This window comes from Hymenobacter miniatus, from assembly GCF_016427455.1.
GTDB lineage: Bacteria > Bacteroidota > Bacteroidia > Cytophagales > Hymenobacteraceae > Hymenobacter > Hymenobacter armeniacus.
Genome location: NZ_JAELXR010000019.1, coordinates 22,849 through 39,246, shown reverse-complemented (window position 1 = coordinate 39,246; position 16,398 = coordinate 22,849). Strand labels below are relative to the sequence as shown.

The window sequence follows — 16,398 nt, the reverse complement described above, 5'->3', positions numbered from 1 at the left end:
GCCCTTTGCTTTTTTAGAGCTGCCTGTTAAATCAGCGTGCACACCTCCATTTCCATCTCGTGCATCTTCTCGATGAAGGTTTTGGGTTCAATCTGAAACTTGCGCGAGAACATGTCGACAGCCAAGTGCTCGTGCGGCTCTACGAACTGAATTTCGAGACGCTTCGAGCCCGGCGCGTGGTCGATGGCGTCCTGCAGGCGGTCGAGCATGGGGCCGGTCACGGTGCGCAGGTCCAGCTTCACGCGCACGCCTTTGCTGCGTTTTTCGGCCACGTCGGCCAGCGGCTCCATGGTCAGGATGCGCAGGTCCCACTGGTCCTGGGTGTGGCGGCGCAGCTCCTGCTTGAGGCGCACGTACATGGGCGGCACCTGCTCGTTGGGGTAGTTGCGCGGGTTGATGAGGGGCGCGAACTTGGTATAGTCGTCGCGGAACAAGGCCGGGTTGATGCTCGTCTCGTAGTCTTCGAGGGTGAAGGTGCAAAACGGCTGGCCGGTTTTGGTGGTCTTGAACAACACGTTGGTGATGAGGCCCGCCACGGCCATCTCCTTGTTCTTGATTTCGTCGACCTTTTCCAGCCCGCAGGTACAATAAGCGTCCAGTTCCAGCTTGTAGCTGTCGAGCGGGTGGCCCGAGAGGTAGAAGCCCACCACTTCCTTCTCGCGACGCAGCTGCTCGGTTTTGCTCCAGGGCTCCATCTCGTGGATTTTGGGCATGGGCGCGGCCACCGCTCCGAAAGCCCCTGCGCCAAACAGGCTGTGCTGTGCCGACTCCTTGGCGGCGGCGTGCTGCTGGCCCAGCTGCATGGCCTTCTCAATTAGGTTGCGGTCGCCTTGCGGTGCGTCGAGGTAGAGGCGGCGGTGCTTGCCAAAGCCGTCGAAGGCGCCGGCCTGGGCCAGGCTTTCAAACGTTTTTTTGTTCACGGTGCGCAGGTTCACGCGCTTGGCAAAGTCGAAAATATCGGAGTATTCGCCGCTTTTCTCGCGCTCCTGCACCATGCTTTCCACCGCGAGTTCGCCCGCACCCTTCACCGCGCCCATGCCGAAACGGATGGCGCCCTCCTGGTTCACGTTGAACTTGAGCAAGCTTTCGTTCACGTCGGGCCCGAGCACGGGCACGCCCTGCTTGCGGGCTTCTTCAATGAAGAAGGTCACCTTCTTGATGTCTCCCATGTTGTTGGTGAGCACGGCGGCCATGTACTCGGCCGGGTAGTTGGCCTTCAGGTAGCCCGTCTGGTAGGCCACCACCGAGTAGGCCGCCGAGTGCGAGCGGTTAAAGCCGTACTCGGCAAACTTCTCCATTACGTCGAAGACTTCGTTGGCCTTCTTGGCGGGAATGTTGTGCAGGTTCTTGGCGCCTTCAATGAACTTCTCGCGCTCCAAGGCCATTTTTTTCATGTCCTTCTTGCCCATGGCGCGGCGCAGCAAGTCGGCGCCGCCGAGCGAGTAGCCGGCCAGAATCTGGGCCGTCTGCATAATCTGCTCCTGGTACACCATGATGCCCTGGCTGTATTCCAGGATGGGTTTCAGCAGCTCGTGCGGGTACTCCACCTCTTCGCGGCCGTGCTTGCGGTTGATGAAGTTCGGAATAAACTGCATCGGGCCCGGCCGGTAGAGGGCGTTCATGGCAATCAAGTCCTCGATGTTGGTCGGCTTCAAGTCCTTGAGGTACTGGCGCATGCCTTCCGATTCGAACTGGAACGTGCCGATGGTATCGCCGCGCTGGTACAGCGCGTAGGTCTTCTCATCATCCAGCGGAATCTCGTCGATGTCGATTTTCACGCCGTGGTTGCGCTCAATGAGGTTCAGAGCATCCACGATGATGGTCAGGGTCTTAAGACCCAGAAAGTCCATCTTCAGCATGCCGGCGCTTTCAATCACCTTGCCGTCGAACTGCGTCACGAGCAAGTCGGAGTCCTTCGAGGTCGAAACCGGGATGTACTTCGTGATGTCGTCGGGCGCGATGATGACGCCGGCCGCGTGAATGCCCGTGTTGCGCACCGAACCCTCCAGCTGGGTGGCCAAGCGCAGAATCTGGCCCTTGAGGTTGTCGGCCGACTCGTCGCGCCGAATCATGTCCAGCTCCTGATTTTCGGCGAAGGCGCCGGCTAGGGTGGTGCCGGGCTTGTCGGGCACCATCTTGGTGAGGTCGTTGGTCTGCGGCAGGGGCAGCTCCATGGCGCGGGCCACGTCTTTGATAGAGGACTTGGCGGCCATGGTGCCGAAGGTAATAATCTGGGCCACCTGGGTTTTGCCGTACTTATCCACCACGTAGTCGATGACTTTCTGGCGGTTCACGTCGTCAAAGTCAATATCGATATCGGGCATCGACACGCGCTCGGGGTTCAGGAAACGCTCGAACAGCAGCGAGTACTTGATGGGGTCGATGTTGGTGATGCCCACGCAGTAAGCCACGGCCGAGCCGGCCGCCGAGCCCCGGCCCGGGCCCACGGCCACGCCGATGTTGCGGCCGTGGTTGATGAAGTCCTGGGTGATGAGGAAGTAGCCCGCGAAGCCCATCGTCTGGATGATGCGCAACTCATAATCAAGCCGCTCCTCGATTTCGGGCGTGCGCTCGGAGTAGCGCGGCGGCTTGGTCATCGTCACGGTGCCGGTGCCGGCGCTCGGCCCGAAGGCGCCCACGTAGGTCAACTCGCGCAGGAATTCGTCGGCGTTGGCGAAGGGCGCGGGAATGGGAAAGTTGGGCAACAGAATGTCGCGCGCCAGCTTCGGGGGCGTGATTTTGTCAACGATTTCGTTGGTGTTGTCCACACTCTCGGGCACGTCCAAGAACAAGTCGTTCATCTGCGCCTGGGTCTTGAAGAAGAACTGGTCGTTGGCGAAGCCGAAGCGGGTATGGGGCTTGGGTTTCTGCAGCTCCTCGTCGATGCGGCGCAGCTGGCGCTGGGCTTTTTCGTCGCGGCTGTGGTCGCGGCGCAGGTTGTCGAGCAGGTCGTATTTCACCTCGCCCTTGCCCGTCATCAGGGTGTAGTAATTGGTGCGGATGTCGCCGACCGGGATGCTGTGCTCCTCGCCGGTGTTCACGCACAGCAGCAGGTCGTGGGCGGCGTAGTCGGTCTGGTCGACGTAGTGCGAGTCGTTGGTGCAGATGACCTTGACGTTGTACTTCTTCGCAAAGCCCAGCAATACCTGGTTCACGTCTTCCTGGCTTTTGCCGGTGCCGTCGAAATCCATCAGGCCGTGGCGCTGAATTTCGATGTAGTAGTCCTCGCCAAACAGGTCGAGCCACCACTTCAGCTTTTCCTCGGCCTGGGCCTCAGTGCCGAAGAGGATGGTCTGCGGAATCTCGGCGCCAATGCAGCACGACGTGGCAATCAGGCCTTCGTGGTAGCGCACCAGCAGCTCCTTGTCGATGCGCGGAAACTTGGAATACTGGCCTTCGATGAAGCTCAGCGAGCAGAGCTTGCTCAGGTTGTGGTAGCCGGCCTGGTCCTTGGCCAGCAGCAGTTGGTGGTAGCGGTTGTCCTTCTCTCCTTTCTCGCGGCTGAACGTCTTTTTGAACCGGTCCTCTACCAGGTAAAACTCGCAGCCCACGATGGGCTTCACGTTGTACTTGTTGGCTTCGGCCACAAAGTTGAACGCCCCAAACATGTTGCCGTGGTCGGTGAGGGCCACGGCGGGCATCTCGTCCTTCTGCGCCTTCTTCATCAGGGCCGAAATGCTGGCCTGGCCGTCGAGCAGGGAATATTGCGTGTGCGAGTGGAGGTGCGAGAAAACGGGCATAGGACAGGGCGTGAAGAACGGGCTAATCGTAAAGATACCCCCGGCGAGCAGGCATTCCCAAACCCCATTTTGCTGCCGTCTGATTCCCTGAGCGCTGCGTTTTTGCAGCGCATCCTGGCTTGGCTTGCCGGCAAATCCTTAGGCAGCCCTATAAAGCCAAAGCCACCGATGCGCAACGCACCGATGGCTTCAGATGGTGATTTTTACCCGTTCGGGCCAGCGGTTGTGCTACTTAGCGCCAGCTTGCACCTGCAGCACCTCGCCCACTTTGGCGGTGTCGTCGGTTTTGGTATTCCAGGCTTTGAGGTCGGCCACTGTGACTTTGTAGAGGCGGGCAATGCTGTACAAGGTTTCGCCTTTGGCCACGGTGTGCAGGGTGGCGGAGGCAGTGGCTGGGGGTGCCGTGGCTGCCGCTTTGGGCACATACAGCGCCGGATTGGCGCCCGCAGCCGCCGGACGGGCCACAGGAGCCGGCCGTGGCGCGGGAGCCGTAGCGGCTGGCGCAGCCGTTGGCGCGGCCTCGGCCTTCAGCACCAGCACTTGCCCGATGACCAGCCCGGAAGCCGGCGTCAGGTTATTCAGGGCCATGAGCGTTGCCGGGGGCAGGCCGTAGCGGCGGGCCACGGAATACACCGACTCATGCGCCTCGACGCGGTGCGTGGCAGGCAAGGCCGCGGGCGTGGCAGGGGCAACGGGCGCCGCAGGTAAGGCCGCAGGCTTGGGGGCAGATGCTACCGGCGCGGGGGCCGACGGCGTGGGAGCCGGCAACACAGGCGCTTCTGCCGGCGTGGGCATCGGCCGGTATTCCACAGCCGGGCGCGATGCCACTGGCGCGGGCGCTGCCGGAACCGGCGCCGGAGCCACCGGAGTCGGCTCGTCAACCAGCGGCTCCGAAGCGGGTGCCGGGGCGGGCGGGGGCAGCGCCGCAATTGGAGCTGGCTGCCGCACGGGGGCGGGTGGTGCTACGGGCGCGGGGGCAGGTGCCGAAACGGACGCCGACGCCGCCGGCGTGGCTGCGGCTGACGCCGTCGACAGCGTTTCGCCCCACCCGTCGGCCTCATCGGTCACCACGCGCTTGGTTTTGATTTTCCCGTCTTCGGTTTTGACTTTGGTTTTAATCTTGACCTGGCCACTCTCAGTGGCCGTGCTGCGGCGCTCGGCCACGGGGGCGTTGGCCTGGTCGAGCAGTACGTCCGTGTTGGTCGTGGCCGCGTCGACGCTGGGCCGCTCCAGGGCCACCGACTCGGCCAGGCTGCGGTACTCCACGGCGGTTTCACGGGGGCGGGTGTGCTGCAGCCACAGCAGGCGGCCGGGGCGCAGCTCCTCGTTGCGGGCCATGCGGTTCTTGTTCAGCACGGCTTTCTGGCGCATGCCGTATTTCTGGGATACGTCGAAAATGCTTTCGCCGGGCTGCAGCACGTGGTATTCCACGGGGCCCACGTCGCGCTTGCGCTCCAGGAAATACGGGCGGCCGGTCACGGCCACATCGAAGGCTTTCAGCTCGTTGTCGCGCAGGAACTCGCCCAGGCGGCGGTGGCCGCGGCGGGCCAGGTCGGCGGTGGTTTCGCCAGGCAGGGCCACGAGGGCGCGCAGGTTGTTGAGGCGCACTTCGGCGGTGTTGTTGCTCACGGCGGGCATATTCAGCAACTCGCCGTTGGCTTGCAGGCGCTGGTTGGCCGCGATGCCAGCGGCCTGGGTCACGTCGCCCACGGGCACCACCAGGGTGTAGGCGCGGTCGGCGGGCACGGCGGCGGCCAGCAGCCAGCGGTTGTGGGTGGCCAGGGCGGCGGGGTCGGCGTGCAGGGCCAGGGCCTGGGCTTCCAGCGTTTGGCCGGCCACGGCGGGGAACTCCTGCAGGCGCAGGGGCGGCGCGGGGTTTAAGCCACAGAACGGCTCAAAGGCCAGCTTGTGCGCCAGAAACATCAGCACGTAGGGCGAAGTGGCTTCGGTGATGGCCATTTCGGTGGCGTCGAAGTCCGATGGCAGGGTGTAGGGTTGCACGCCGCTGGGCCCGGTGTAGTAGCTGAGCAGGGCGTTGAGCCAGTTGTGCAGCGGCTTATTGTTCTGGCTGAGGTAGCGGGCGGCGGCGCGGGTACTGGCCACTAGGTGCTTGCGCTGGTCCACTTCGTCATTCACCACCAAGCCCAGGCCGGTGGCGGTTTCGCGCTTGAGCTGCCAGTAGCCCACGGCCTCGTGTACGCTTTGCGCGTCGCCGATGAGGGCGCTTTCCTGCAGCACGAGGTAGCGGAAATCGAGCGGTACGCCCTCTTCCTTCAGCACCCGGTCGATAATCGGAAACGCGGCATCGGCCTGGTCCACGCGGGCCTGAAACGAGGGCTGGTGCCGGCTCAGGCCGTCGGCCTTTTGCTGCACCAGGCGCTGCGCCTCGGGGTTTAGCACCAGGTGCAGGCCGGCCACGTCGAAGGCCGCAGGCACGGTGGGGCGCGGGGCCGAAACGGCAGACTGGGCCGCCAGGCGGCTCACGAATAACATGCTCAGCACGAGCATTAAGGCAACTGGATTTCGCATAAGCTACGCGGGCGGGAAGGGGCCACCGCGGCCCCTTCCTGCCCGGAAGTTGCAAAGAACCTGAATTTTGGCCAAAAAGACGGCCACGGTGACTCCTGCTGCCGCCGAAACCCTACGGACGGCCACCGCCCGGAAAGCCGCCGCCATCGGGCCGCCCGCCACCGTCGGGGCGACCAAAGCCGCGGCCTCCTTCGCGCGGACCGTCGGCCGGCTCGGTGGGGGCCACCACGTTGCCGCTGCGGATGTTGTAGGTAAACATGAGCATGAAATAGCGCTGCAGGATGGTGGTTTGCACGTCTTCGTAGTACGCCTCGGTCACGTTGCGCTGAATGGCGCGGTTCTGGCCCAGCAAGTCGAAAGCGTAAATTTTGATTTCGCCGCGCTGGCCGGGGAATATTTTCTTGCCCAGGCTGGCGTTCCACAGCGCATACGGCTGGTTGTAGCCCGACGACAGGCCCGCGTAGTACTGGTGCACGAGGTCGGTCTGAAAGTTGATGCCGGGCCCCACAATCCAGCCCAGCCGCAGGCGGGTGACTTGGGTAAAATAGTTCGTGTTGAGCCGCGACTGCAGCGTGTTGCGCACAAAATTCTTGTTCGACGTCGTCGAGGCCGTGAAGTCCAGGTTGGGGCTGATGTTAGAGCTCAGCGTGAGGCCGGCGCCGAAGGAAGGCACGCGGGCGTAGTTCAAGGCGCCGTTCACGAGGCCCGGCGTTTGCGTGAAGTTGGCGTTGGCGCTCAGGTTCACGTTGGTTTTGATGGCCTTGATGGGCCGGCCGTAGCTGACCAGGGAGCGCACCGAATACTGCTGGCTCAAGTTCACGGGCTGGGTGAGCTGGCCGCCGGCCGGCAGCCGCACGGCGTCGGCGCCTTCGGGCGTCACAGTGGTTTCGCGCGCGGCCACGATGGTGCGGTTGGCAATGGGATTCTGGGTGTAAGAGCCGTTCAGCAGGGCAAAAAAGTTGCTCGACACCTCGGGGTTGGAAGCCGAGTAGCGAATGTTGGCCGAATGCTGGTATTCCTGGCGCAGCGTGGGGTTGCCGATGGTGAGCTGCAGCGGATTAGAATTGTTCACCACGGCCTGCAGCTGGCTCACGCTCGGCGCGCTGGTGTTGGTGCGGTAGTTCAGGCGCAGGTTTTTCTGGCGAGTGAAGCGGTAGTTGAGGTTGGCGTTGGGCAGCACGTTCACGAAGTAATAGCGCCCGATGCTGGGACGCGGGTACTGCGCGTCGCTGTAGAGCTCCGAATACTGCCCCGACACGCCCACGCTGCCCTGAAACTTCTGGGTGTTGTGGCGAAAGCTCAGGCCACCCGACTGCGTGAAGTAGTAGTTCTCGAACACGTTGCTCAGCGACTCGTTCAGCTCGGGCGTGTCGCCGTTCACCAGGTTGTAGGTGTACTTGTTCGAGTTGTTGGGCGCGTAGCTGATGGCGTAGTTGCCCTGCAGCTGGTCTTGCCGGCTCAGGGCCTCGGTGAGGGCGAGGTTGGCGTTGATGTTGCCGCCGTGCTGCTGCAGCGTGTTAGTCTGGTTGAGGTCGTTGAGGGGCGAGCCCGTGTCGTCGGTTTTCAGCGTGGCGCCGCCGTTGCGCTGGTTGTAGGTGCCCCCAATGCTGAGGCTGGCCGTGCGCCCGGCCTTGGGAAAGCGGTGCCGGAACAGCACGTCGCCGCCCGTGTTCAGGCCTTTATTGTTGGAATTATACAAGCTGTTGATGCGGCTTTGCTCCTCCCCGGCCACGCGCGTCACGCCGTCTACCACGCTGGTGGCGTCGTTCATCTGGTAGCTGAAGCGGGGCCGAAACAGCACCGAGTTGGCCGAGTCAATTTTGTGCTCCAGCCGCAGATTGAAGCGCTGGTTGGTGTTCACGCTGTTGGTGTTGGCGTTCTGCGTGAAGGTGGTATTGGCCTGTTCGGGCAGCACGTACTGGCGCTGGGTCAGGCTCTGGTTGCGGTTGTTGGCGTGGTTGAAGAAGTAGCTGGCCGACAGCTCCGTTTTTTTGTCCCAAGCGTTCGAATAGTTCAGGCCGGCCGCGTTGGTGGTGGTGATGCCGCCGTTCTGGTTCACCAGAAAGTCGCCGGCGTTGCCGCCGTTGCCGCCCCCGCCCTGGCCGCCGCGCCCGCCCCCGCGGCCCCCGCCGCCGGTGTTGGAGTTGCCCACCACGCCCAGCAGGTCTTCGGTGCCGAAGTTCTGCTCGTTCACGTTGTTGCTCTGGGCCAGCACGGCCACGCGGCGGTCGCCTTTGAAGTTGTTGACGTTGCCGCTGGCTTTGTAGTGGTCGGGCCCCGCGCCGGCCAGCACCCGCCCAAAGGTGCCGTTGCGAAATTCCACCTTGGTCACGATGTTGATGGTCTTGGTGGTGTTGCCGTCGTCGAAGCCCGAGAACCGGCTCTGCTCGCTGCGCTGGTCAAACACTTCCACCTTGTCCACCATTTCGGCGGGCAGGTTTTTCAGCACGGCGTCGGGGTCGTTGCCGAAGAAGGGCTTGCCGTCCACCAGCACCTGCTGCACGTTTTCGCCCTGCGCCTGAATCTTGCCGTCGGCCCCGCGGGCCACGCCGGGCATTTTTTCCAACAAGTCTCCGGTGGTGGCGTCGGGATTGGTTTTGAAAGCGCGGGCGTTATACTGCGTGGTGTCGCCTTTCTGCACGCTTTGGGCAGCCTGGCCCGTCACCACCACGCCCTTGAGCTGCACGCCGCCGGTTTGCAGGGCCAGCGTACCCAGCGCTATGGGCTGGCTGGCCACCGTCACGGGCTGGCTCAGCTTGGCAAAGCCCACAAACGAGGCATCCAGGATGTACCGACCGGGCACCACGTTGTCGAACTGAAACCGGCCTTCAGCATCGGCCGCGGTACCGGTTTTCACCGAATCGGGCAGCCGAATGAGCAGCACGTTGGCCCCAATGAGTGGCGACTGGTCTTTGCCATCCGTAACGCGGCCGCTCACCGTGGTGGGCGCTTGCGCATGAGCCACGCCCAAGCCAAGAAGCAGGAAGAAAAACAGGGTAAAGTGCCGCATGTAAAACGTTAGGTAAAGCGCTGTAAAAGGGTCAGACGCAGTTCGACCGGCTAAGGTTAGAAACAGGCAGACAATCGATTGCGTAAACTGCTACCTTTTGCGCAGCAGCAGCAGCCCGTCGCGCAGGGGCAGAAACACCGGTTCTACCCGCGCATCGTGGGCCATTTTGTCGTTGAATGCCCGGACCAGGGGCGTGTCCTTGTCGCCCGTTCGCACCTCGTGCGTGGGCAGCACCTTGCCGCTCCACAGCACGTTGTCGACGATGAGCAAGCCGCCGGGCCGCACGTGGTCAATGACGGCTTCAAAATACGCGTCGTTGTTGCGCTTGTCGGCGTCAATAAAGACCAAGTCCCACACTTCATCGACCAAACCCGGCAAAACATCGGACGCTGCCCCGATGTGCAGCCGCACCCGCTCCGCGAGGCCCGCCGCGGCCACGTAGCGCCGAATGCGCGCCTCCCGCTCCGGGTCTACTTCGATGGTGTGCAGCAAGCCGTTATCGGCCAGGCCCTCGGCCAGGCACAGCGTGGCATACCCGCAAAACGTGCCAATTTCGAGGATGCGCCGCGGGCGCACCAGGTGGCTGAGCATGCTCAGCAAGCGCCCCTGCAGGTGCCCGCTGCTCATGCGCGGCAGCAGGGTTTGCAGGTGGGTTTCGCGGGTGAGCTGGGCCAGCAGCGGCGGCTCGGGGGCCGTATGGAGCGCGGCGTAAATGTCGATGGAAGCGTCAGTCATGGACGTTGAACGAGGTAGAGACGCAATATTTTGCGTCTCGTCGTTGCACGATGACGCTTACACGATTCGAACGGCGCGGCTTGGTGTGTTCAACGACGAGACGCAACATAGTGCGTCTCTACACCCCTATCAACGGCCGCAGCCGAAAAACATACACCTGAAAGCCCGACTTGCCCGGCCCATACGTCGAGCCCACCACCCGGTACAGCCCTTCGTAGCGGTACACTTCCAGCTCACCATCCTCGCCCGGCACTTTGCGCAGCACCCGCACCGGCAGGCCGGTTTCGATGCTCTTCAGCAAGGCCAGGATGCCGGTAGTGGCCACTTGGTCCATGATTTGGCGGCCGGTTTTGGGGTCGCGGCCGCCGTTGCCGGAGTACAGGATTTCGTCTTCGCCGAAGTCGTCTTCTTCGTACTGGCCGGCCAGCACAATGCTTTCGGCCCCCAGCTGCTGCGTGCCGCACACGCCGGTGCGGCGCGGGCGGTGCACCCGGCTCAGCGACAGGTCGATGCGGTTGCGAAAGGTATCGCCGGGCCGGTAGGTGCCCACGTGCCCAAACACCGGCTGGCTCATTTCCCCTCGGGCACGTACTGCAGCACGCTCAGGTGCTCGTCGGTCAGCACTTCATTGGCCATGTCGCGCAGCTCGGCGGCCGTCACGCCCTCAATTTTCTGGAATATTTCGCTCAGCGGCTCCACGCGGCCCAGGTCGAGGGTGCTTTTGCCGAGCAGCTGCATCAGGCCGCTGTTGCTTTCCTCGCTCATGGCCAGCTGGCCCATCAGCTGGTGCTTGGCCGTGTGCAGCTGGTTGGTGGTGAGGGGCGTCGTGCGCAGCAGCTTCAGCTCCTTCTGCACCAGGCCCAGCGTGCGCGCAAGCTGCTTGCCCTCGGTGCCGAAGTAGATACCGAACAAGCCCGTGTCGGTGTAGGGCGAGTAGGTGCTGTCGATGGTGTACACCAAGCCGTACTTCTCCCGCACGGCCAGGTTGAGGCGCGAGTTCATGCCCGGCCCGCCCAGGATGTTGTTCAGCATGAAAAACGGGATGCGCCGCGAGTCGTTCAGCGAATAGGCCGGGCCGCCCACCAAACAGTGCGCCTGCGAAATGGGGCGCGCCTCCACCTGCGTTTTGCGCTCGTACGGGCCCACCGGGCGGCGCACCCGCGGGCCCCGCCGGGCCGGCAGCGGCGCCAGAAACTTGTCAGCCAGCCGCTTCACCGCTTCAAACGACAGGTTGCTCACCGAGCTGAACACCAGCCGGTCGGTGCGCATCTGCTCGTGCAAAAAGGCATGGAAATCGGCGGTCTGAAACCGGCTCACGCTTTCGCGGGTGCCCAGGATGTTGACGCCCAGCGGGTGGTCGCCGAAGATGACCGTGTCGAAATCGTCGACAATGGCGTCTTCTGGCGCGTCCTGGTACATGCTCATTTCTTCCAGAATCACGCCCCGCTCCTTTTCCACCTCGCGGCCCGGAAACACGGAGTTGAACGTCAAATCGGTGAGCAGCTCAAACGCGCGCTCGAAATGCGTGCTGAGCAGCGCGGCATAGAAACAGATTTTTTCCTTGGTAGTGTAGGCGTTCAGCTCGCCGCCCACGGTTTCGAGGCGGTTGAGGATGTGAAACGACTTGCGCTTCTCGGTACCTTTAAAAGCCATGTGCTCCCAGAAGTGGGCCAGCCCCTGCTGGTGCGGCGCCTCATCGCGCGAGCCGATGTCGAGCAAAAAGCCGCAATGCGCTATTTTGGTATGCGGTACCTGCTTGTGTAAGAGGCGGATGCCGTTGGGATATTCGTGAATGTGATAATCAAGCATAAGGAATACAAAGGTAGGGCCGGGGCCGTGGCACGTACTTGAAAAGTCGGCAGCGGCTTGCCCAAAAATTGCTATACGGTCAGGGAGGGACGAACTACTCCGGCCCTGCTGCATCAACCGGCAATGTCGCCAGTAGTTGCCCCACCTCAACGGTGTGCGCGCACCGAAAATGCCCCAGCGGGCAGGCTCCGTGCCCGTGCAGCCCGCAGGGCTTGCACGGCAGCGGCTCCCGGGTTTCCACCACGAACGAAACCGGCGCCAGCGGCCCAAACCCAAAGGCCGGCACCGTAGAACAAAACACCGCCGTAACCGGTGCCCCCACCGCCGAGCACAAATGCATGGGCGCCGAGTCGTTCACGTAGTTCATCACCGCGCCGCGCATCAGCGCAGCCGAGGCCAGCAGCCCGATTTTTCCGGCCAGGTTCACCAGGTTTTCGCGGCCGCTGGCGGCCGCCAGGCGCTCGCAGGCGCCCACGTCGGGCGGGCCGCCCAGCAGGTACACGCGCAGGCCGGCGGGCAGCTCGGCCAGCAGCTCCAGCCATTTGTTTTCGGGGTACTGCTTGGTAAACCACACCGAAGTGGGCGCAATGCAGATGTAGGGCCCCACCGCGGCGTAGGGGGCCACAGCCGCCTCATCGGCCGCCGAAGGATACAGCCGGGGGGCCAACAGCGGCGTGGGCACCGCATCGGTGAGCAGGCGCAGGTTGCGGGTCACTTCGTGGGTGCCGTCGCCGATGGCGTGCGGCACGCGCCGGGTGAAAAACCGGCTCAGCGGGTTTTTGGCGAAGCCCACCCGCTCCGGCGCCCGGGAAAAAGCCGTGAGGAACCCCGTGCTGGCAAAACGCTGCAACGTGACCACGCGGCGGTAGCGAGCCGCCCGAATCTGGCGCAGCAGCTGCCACAGCGCCGCATACTTGCGGTGCTTCTTGTCCCAAATCAGCACGCGCCGCACGTGCGGGTGGCCGGCCAGTAAGCCCTCGTTGCCGCGGCGCACCAGCACATCCACCGGCGTGCCGGGCTCGGCGTGGTGCAGGTACTCCAGCAGCGCCGTCATCAAGATGACGTCGCCGATGAAAGCAGTTTGGATGAGCAGGGTCGCGGGCGAAGACTCGGGCATGGGCAGAACACAAAATTACGGCAGGCAGCCCGTGTTGTGCCGGGGCTGCAAGCCCCTAACGGCCATCACCCTGAAAAAACGGCCAGCCGTACGGCCCGGAGGAATCCCGAACCGCACGACTGGCCGTTGCTTTATATAAAGCGTGTGAGGCTACGCTACGTCAGCTGCGTAGGCCGGTTCACCACTTCTTCGAGCGAAATGAGTGTTTCGGTGCGCTCAATGCCGTCGATGGGCTGAATGCGGTCGTGCAGCACGTCGCGCAGGTGCTGGGTGTCGCGGCACACCAGACGGGCAAATACACCATAAGCGCCGGTGGTGAAATGAATGCTCACCACTTCCGGAATGTCGCGCAGCTGGTTCACCACGCTGGTGTACACGGAGCTCTTTAGCAAGTAGATGCCCAGAAATGCACTCACGCCGTAGCCAAGCTTTTGATAGTCGATGCGCAGGGTTGCGCCCTGCACGATGCCGATTTCCTCGAGGCGGGCCATGCGCACGTGCACGGTGCCGCCCGAGACATTGACCTTGCGGGCAATTTCCGTGTACGGCATCTTGGCATCCTGAATGAGCAGATTCAGGATGTTGCGGTCGGTATCATCAAGTTCGTAATTTCTAGCCATGTTTTGCAGAGGAGGATTAAAAGGAAAGCGAAATTAAGGCCTATAAATTGAAGGTATTGTAAATTTTTAGTTAAACAGTGAAATTATTTGCACCATCTAACTTGTCCTCTTACATTTGTTACAATCCAAGGCAGAAGGCCACGGCAACAGCGTAGCAGTGAAAAGTGAGCAAATAAACGCAGATTTTTTTGCGGTTTGTCACTTATTACTTACTGATTGGACCTTTCCAATCTCTACGGCCGTGGTTGGATACGGAGGAGAAGAGGGGAAAACGAGGCACTGCATCTGGGTGGGTGCATGTCTCACACAAGTAAGAGGCGACCTCTGGGTGGGGGTCGCCTCTTCGTGCTTTAAAACGATTGTGGTAACGGGCAGCCGCTACTGCCCAACTATGCGCTGGCTAATCAGGCAGTTGCCTAACGCGTTGCTACCGGGCGGCGTTGAGCGTGGTATTGCTTCACCCCCGCTTGCAGGTACTTGCTAAACTTCTCCACGCTAGGCTCATAGGCAATAGGCGCCAGCAGGGGCTTGTTGCCCGTGTCGTTGGGGTCGAGCAATACGTAATAGGGCTGAGCGTTGGCGTTGAACCTGCTGATTTGGAAGTCCAGATTTTGCTCACCCATGGTGGCTTTCACCCGGCCGTCGCGCGGCGAAGTGTACCATTCGGTGTTGGGCAGCGTGGTTTTGTCGTCGGCGTAAAGGGCCACCACCACGTAGTCGTTGCTGAGCTGGCGCAGCACTTCCTCGTGCGACCACACATCGGCTTCCATGCGGCGGCAGTTGCCACAGTTGTGCCCCGTGAAGTCGACGAAGATGGGTTTGCCCTGCTCCTTGGCGCACTTAATAGCTTCCTGCAGGGTAAAAAAGCCGTTCAGGCCCAGCGGCAATTCCAAGATGTCGGCGTAGCGGGCGGTGGTGCAAGTGGCCACGCTGCCGGCCGTGGCCACGGCCGGAGCGGCAGCGCCACTTGGAGCGGCTAGGCTAAAGTCGTGGCGGGTGGGCGGCGGCACCAGGGCCGACAGCGTGGGCAGCGGCGCGCCAAACAGGCCCGGCACCAAATACACCGCAAACATGAAGGCCACCATTGACAGCACCAGCCGCGGCACGCTCACGTGCGGGGTTTCGCTGTCGTGCGGCAGGCGGATTTTGCCCAGCAGATAGAAGCCCAGCACCGCGGCCAGCACTATCCAGATGGTGAGGAACACCGGGCGCGGCACCAGGCCCCAGTGGTAGGACAAATCGGCTGAGCTCAAAAACTTAAATGCCATGCCCAGTTCCACAAAGCCCAGCACCACCTTCAGCACATTCAGCCAGCCACCCGAACGGGGCAGAGACTTCAGCCAGGTGGGAAACAGGGCAAACAGGATGAACGGCAGGGCGAAGGCGAGCGAAAACGCCAGCATGCCCAGCGTGGGTCGCAACAGTTCACCATTGGCCGCCGCAATGGCTACCGAGCCCACAATGGGCACGGTGCACGAAAACGACACCAGCACCAGCGTGGCGGCCATAAAGAACAGGCCCGTCCAACCGCCTTTGTCGGCCTGGGCGTCGGCCTTGTTCACCAGCGCCGAGGGGGCGTTGATTTCAAACAAGCCCAGAAATGACAGGCCGAACACAATGAAAATCAGAAACGACACCACGTTGGGCAGCCAGTGCGAGCTGATGAAGTTGGCCGCATCGGCGCCGAACAGCAAGCTGAGCAGCACGCCCGCCCCCGTGTAGATGGCCATGATGGACAGGCCGTAGCCGCAGGCCATGAGCACGCTGCGCCGCCGCGTGCCGCCCATGCTGGTGAAGTACGACACCGTCATGGGGAGCATGGGGTACACGCAGGGCATAATCACGGCCAGCAGGCCGCCGCCGAATGCCAGCAGCAGGTACTGCCACAAGCTCAGGCCCACGCCGGTGCTGGCATTGGTGCCGGCTGCCGCCGCCGCCGGGGCCGCTGCAGGCGCTGCTTCTGGGCCGGTGGTGGGCGCTGTAGCGGCAGCCGGCGCTGCATCAGCTGGCGGCGTCACGGCCGGCGTGGCGGCCACCGCGCTGGAAGAATCTTTCGAAGCCGTGGTGGCCGCGGCGGTTACGGGTTGGGCGGGGCCGGCCGGGGGTGTCACGGCGCCGGTGGCTTTGGCCGGGGCGGCCGGACCCGTCACCGTGAGCGGGCCGAAGGTGAGCGGGTCGTTGCCGGGCACGCAGCGGCCGTCCACGGTAGTGCAGCTCTGGTAGTCGGCGGTGGCCGAGATGGTGAGCGGGCCGGGCTGCAGCACCTTAATGCGCTGGCGCAGCTGGCCGGTTTTTTCCCAGAAAGCCACCTCGCCTTTAAAAATTTCGTCCTGCTCGTGGTGCGACTTCACCGATTGCAGCTTGCCCACCAGCGCGTAGGCCGGGCTGGGCTTGAAGGCCACCGTGAACACCACCGGGCCTACTTCGTCGCTAAAATCGGAAGCGTACAGGTGCCATTTGTCGTCGATGCGGGCGTTGATGACCAGTTCCACCTCCTCGCCCACTTTGGCGGCGGGCTTGCTCAGCGCCGTGCTCAAATGGGTGGGCGTGAGCACCTGGGCGGCGGCCGAGCCGGCCAAAACCAGCCACAAGGCCACGCATTTTACTATCCAAAGATTCTTCATTGCTTACAAATATTCGCGCGGACGGGTTGGCCGCGTATGCGCCAACAACAGGCCAGTTGGCCGGGCCGTTGCACGCGGCTGGCCCGTTGATGTCCGTAATTAGTCGTAAAAAGTTGCGGTTGCTTACACGCGCTTGCTGCCACAAAATAAGGGCGTCCTTACCACAAACTGCTGCGCCAAAAGTTCAGCCGGCCAACCACCTGCGTCAAACTGC

9 protein-coding genes are annotated in these 16,398 nt (G+C 62.7%); all 9 read right to left on the bottom strand.

Annotation, left to right across the window (positions count from 1 at the left end; genetic code table 11):
- Positions 1-26: 26 nt before the first annotated feature.
- The 9 genes from dnaE to JAO73_RS21075 all read right to left on the bottom strand — a co-directional run bounded on the left by dnaE (position 27) and on the right by JAO73_RS21075 (position 16,184).
- Positions 27-3,740: a DNA polymerase III subunit alpha gene (gene dnaE / locus JAO73_RS21115; RefSeq protein WP_198979244.1), complete on the bottom strand. Its 3,714-nt coding sequence runs from the start codon at positions 3,738-3,740 to the stop codon at positions 27-29.
- Between the two features lie 228 nt (positions 3,741-3,968).
- Entirely contained in the window at positions 3,969-6,233 is a 2,265-nt protein-coding gene (locus JAO73_RS21110) for a LysM peptidoglycan-binding domain-containing protein (protein ID WP_233169337.1), read from the bottom strand.
- Positions 6,234-6,381: 148 nt separating this feature from the next.
- Positions 6,382-9,279 (bottom strand): outer membrane beta-barrel protein, encoded by a 2,898-nt coding sequence (locus JAO73_RS21105; protein ID WP_198979240.1) that lies wholly within the window; start codon positions 9,277-9,279, stop codon positions 6,382-6,384.
- A 90-nt stretch (positions 9,280-9,369) separates the two neighbouring features.
- Positions 9,370-10,014, bottom strand: a complete 645-nt coding sequence (locus tag JAO73_RS21100; protein WP_198979239.1) for an O-methyltransferase — start codon at positions 10,012-10,014, stop codon at positions 9,370-9,372.
- 118 nt (positions 10,015-10,132) lie between these two features.
- The gene (locus JAO73_RS21095) at positions 10,133-10,588 is read right to left on the bottom strand and encodes a YDG/SRA domain-containing protein (RefSeq protein ID WP_198979238.1); all 456 of its coding nucleotides are present in this window, start codon (positions 10,586-10,588) and stop codon (positions 10,133-10,135) included.
- Complete coding sequence (locus tag JAO73_RS21090) at positions 10,585-11,823, bottom strand: M16 family metallopeptidase (RefSeq protein WP_198979237.1); 1,239 nt, start codon at positions 11,821-11,823, stop codon at positions 10,585-10,587. Before JAO73_RS21090 ends, JAO73_RS21095 begins: the two co-directional genes overlap by 4 nt.
- A gap of 94 nt (positions 11,824-11,917) precedes the next feature.
- Positions 11,918-12,940, bottom strand: coding sequence for a glycosyltransferase family 9 protein (locus JAO73_RS21085; protein WP_198979236.1), 1,023 nt, complete (start codon positions 12,938-12,940; stop codon positions 11,918-11,920).
- A gap of 155 nt (positions 12,941-13,095) precedes the next feature.
- Positions 13,096-13,560 carry an Lrp/AsnC ligand binding domain-containing protein gene (locus tag JAO73_RS21080; protein WP_046244611.1) on the bottom strand — a complete coding sequence of 155 codons (465 nt, stop codon included), beginning with the start codon at positions 13,558-13,560 and terminating at the stop codon, positions 13,096-13,098.
- A gap of 416 nt (positions 13,561-13,976) precedes the next feature.
- On the bottom strand, positions 13,977-16,184 hold the full coding sequence (locus tag JAO73_RS21075) for a protein-disulfide reductase DsbD family protein (RefSeq protein WP_198979235.1): 2,208 nt from the start codon (positions 16,182-16,184) through the stop codon (positions 13,977-13,979).
- Positions 16,185-16,398 lie beyond the last annotated feature (214 nt).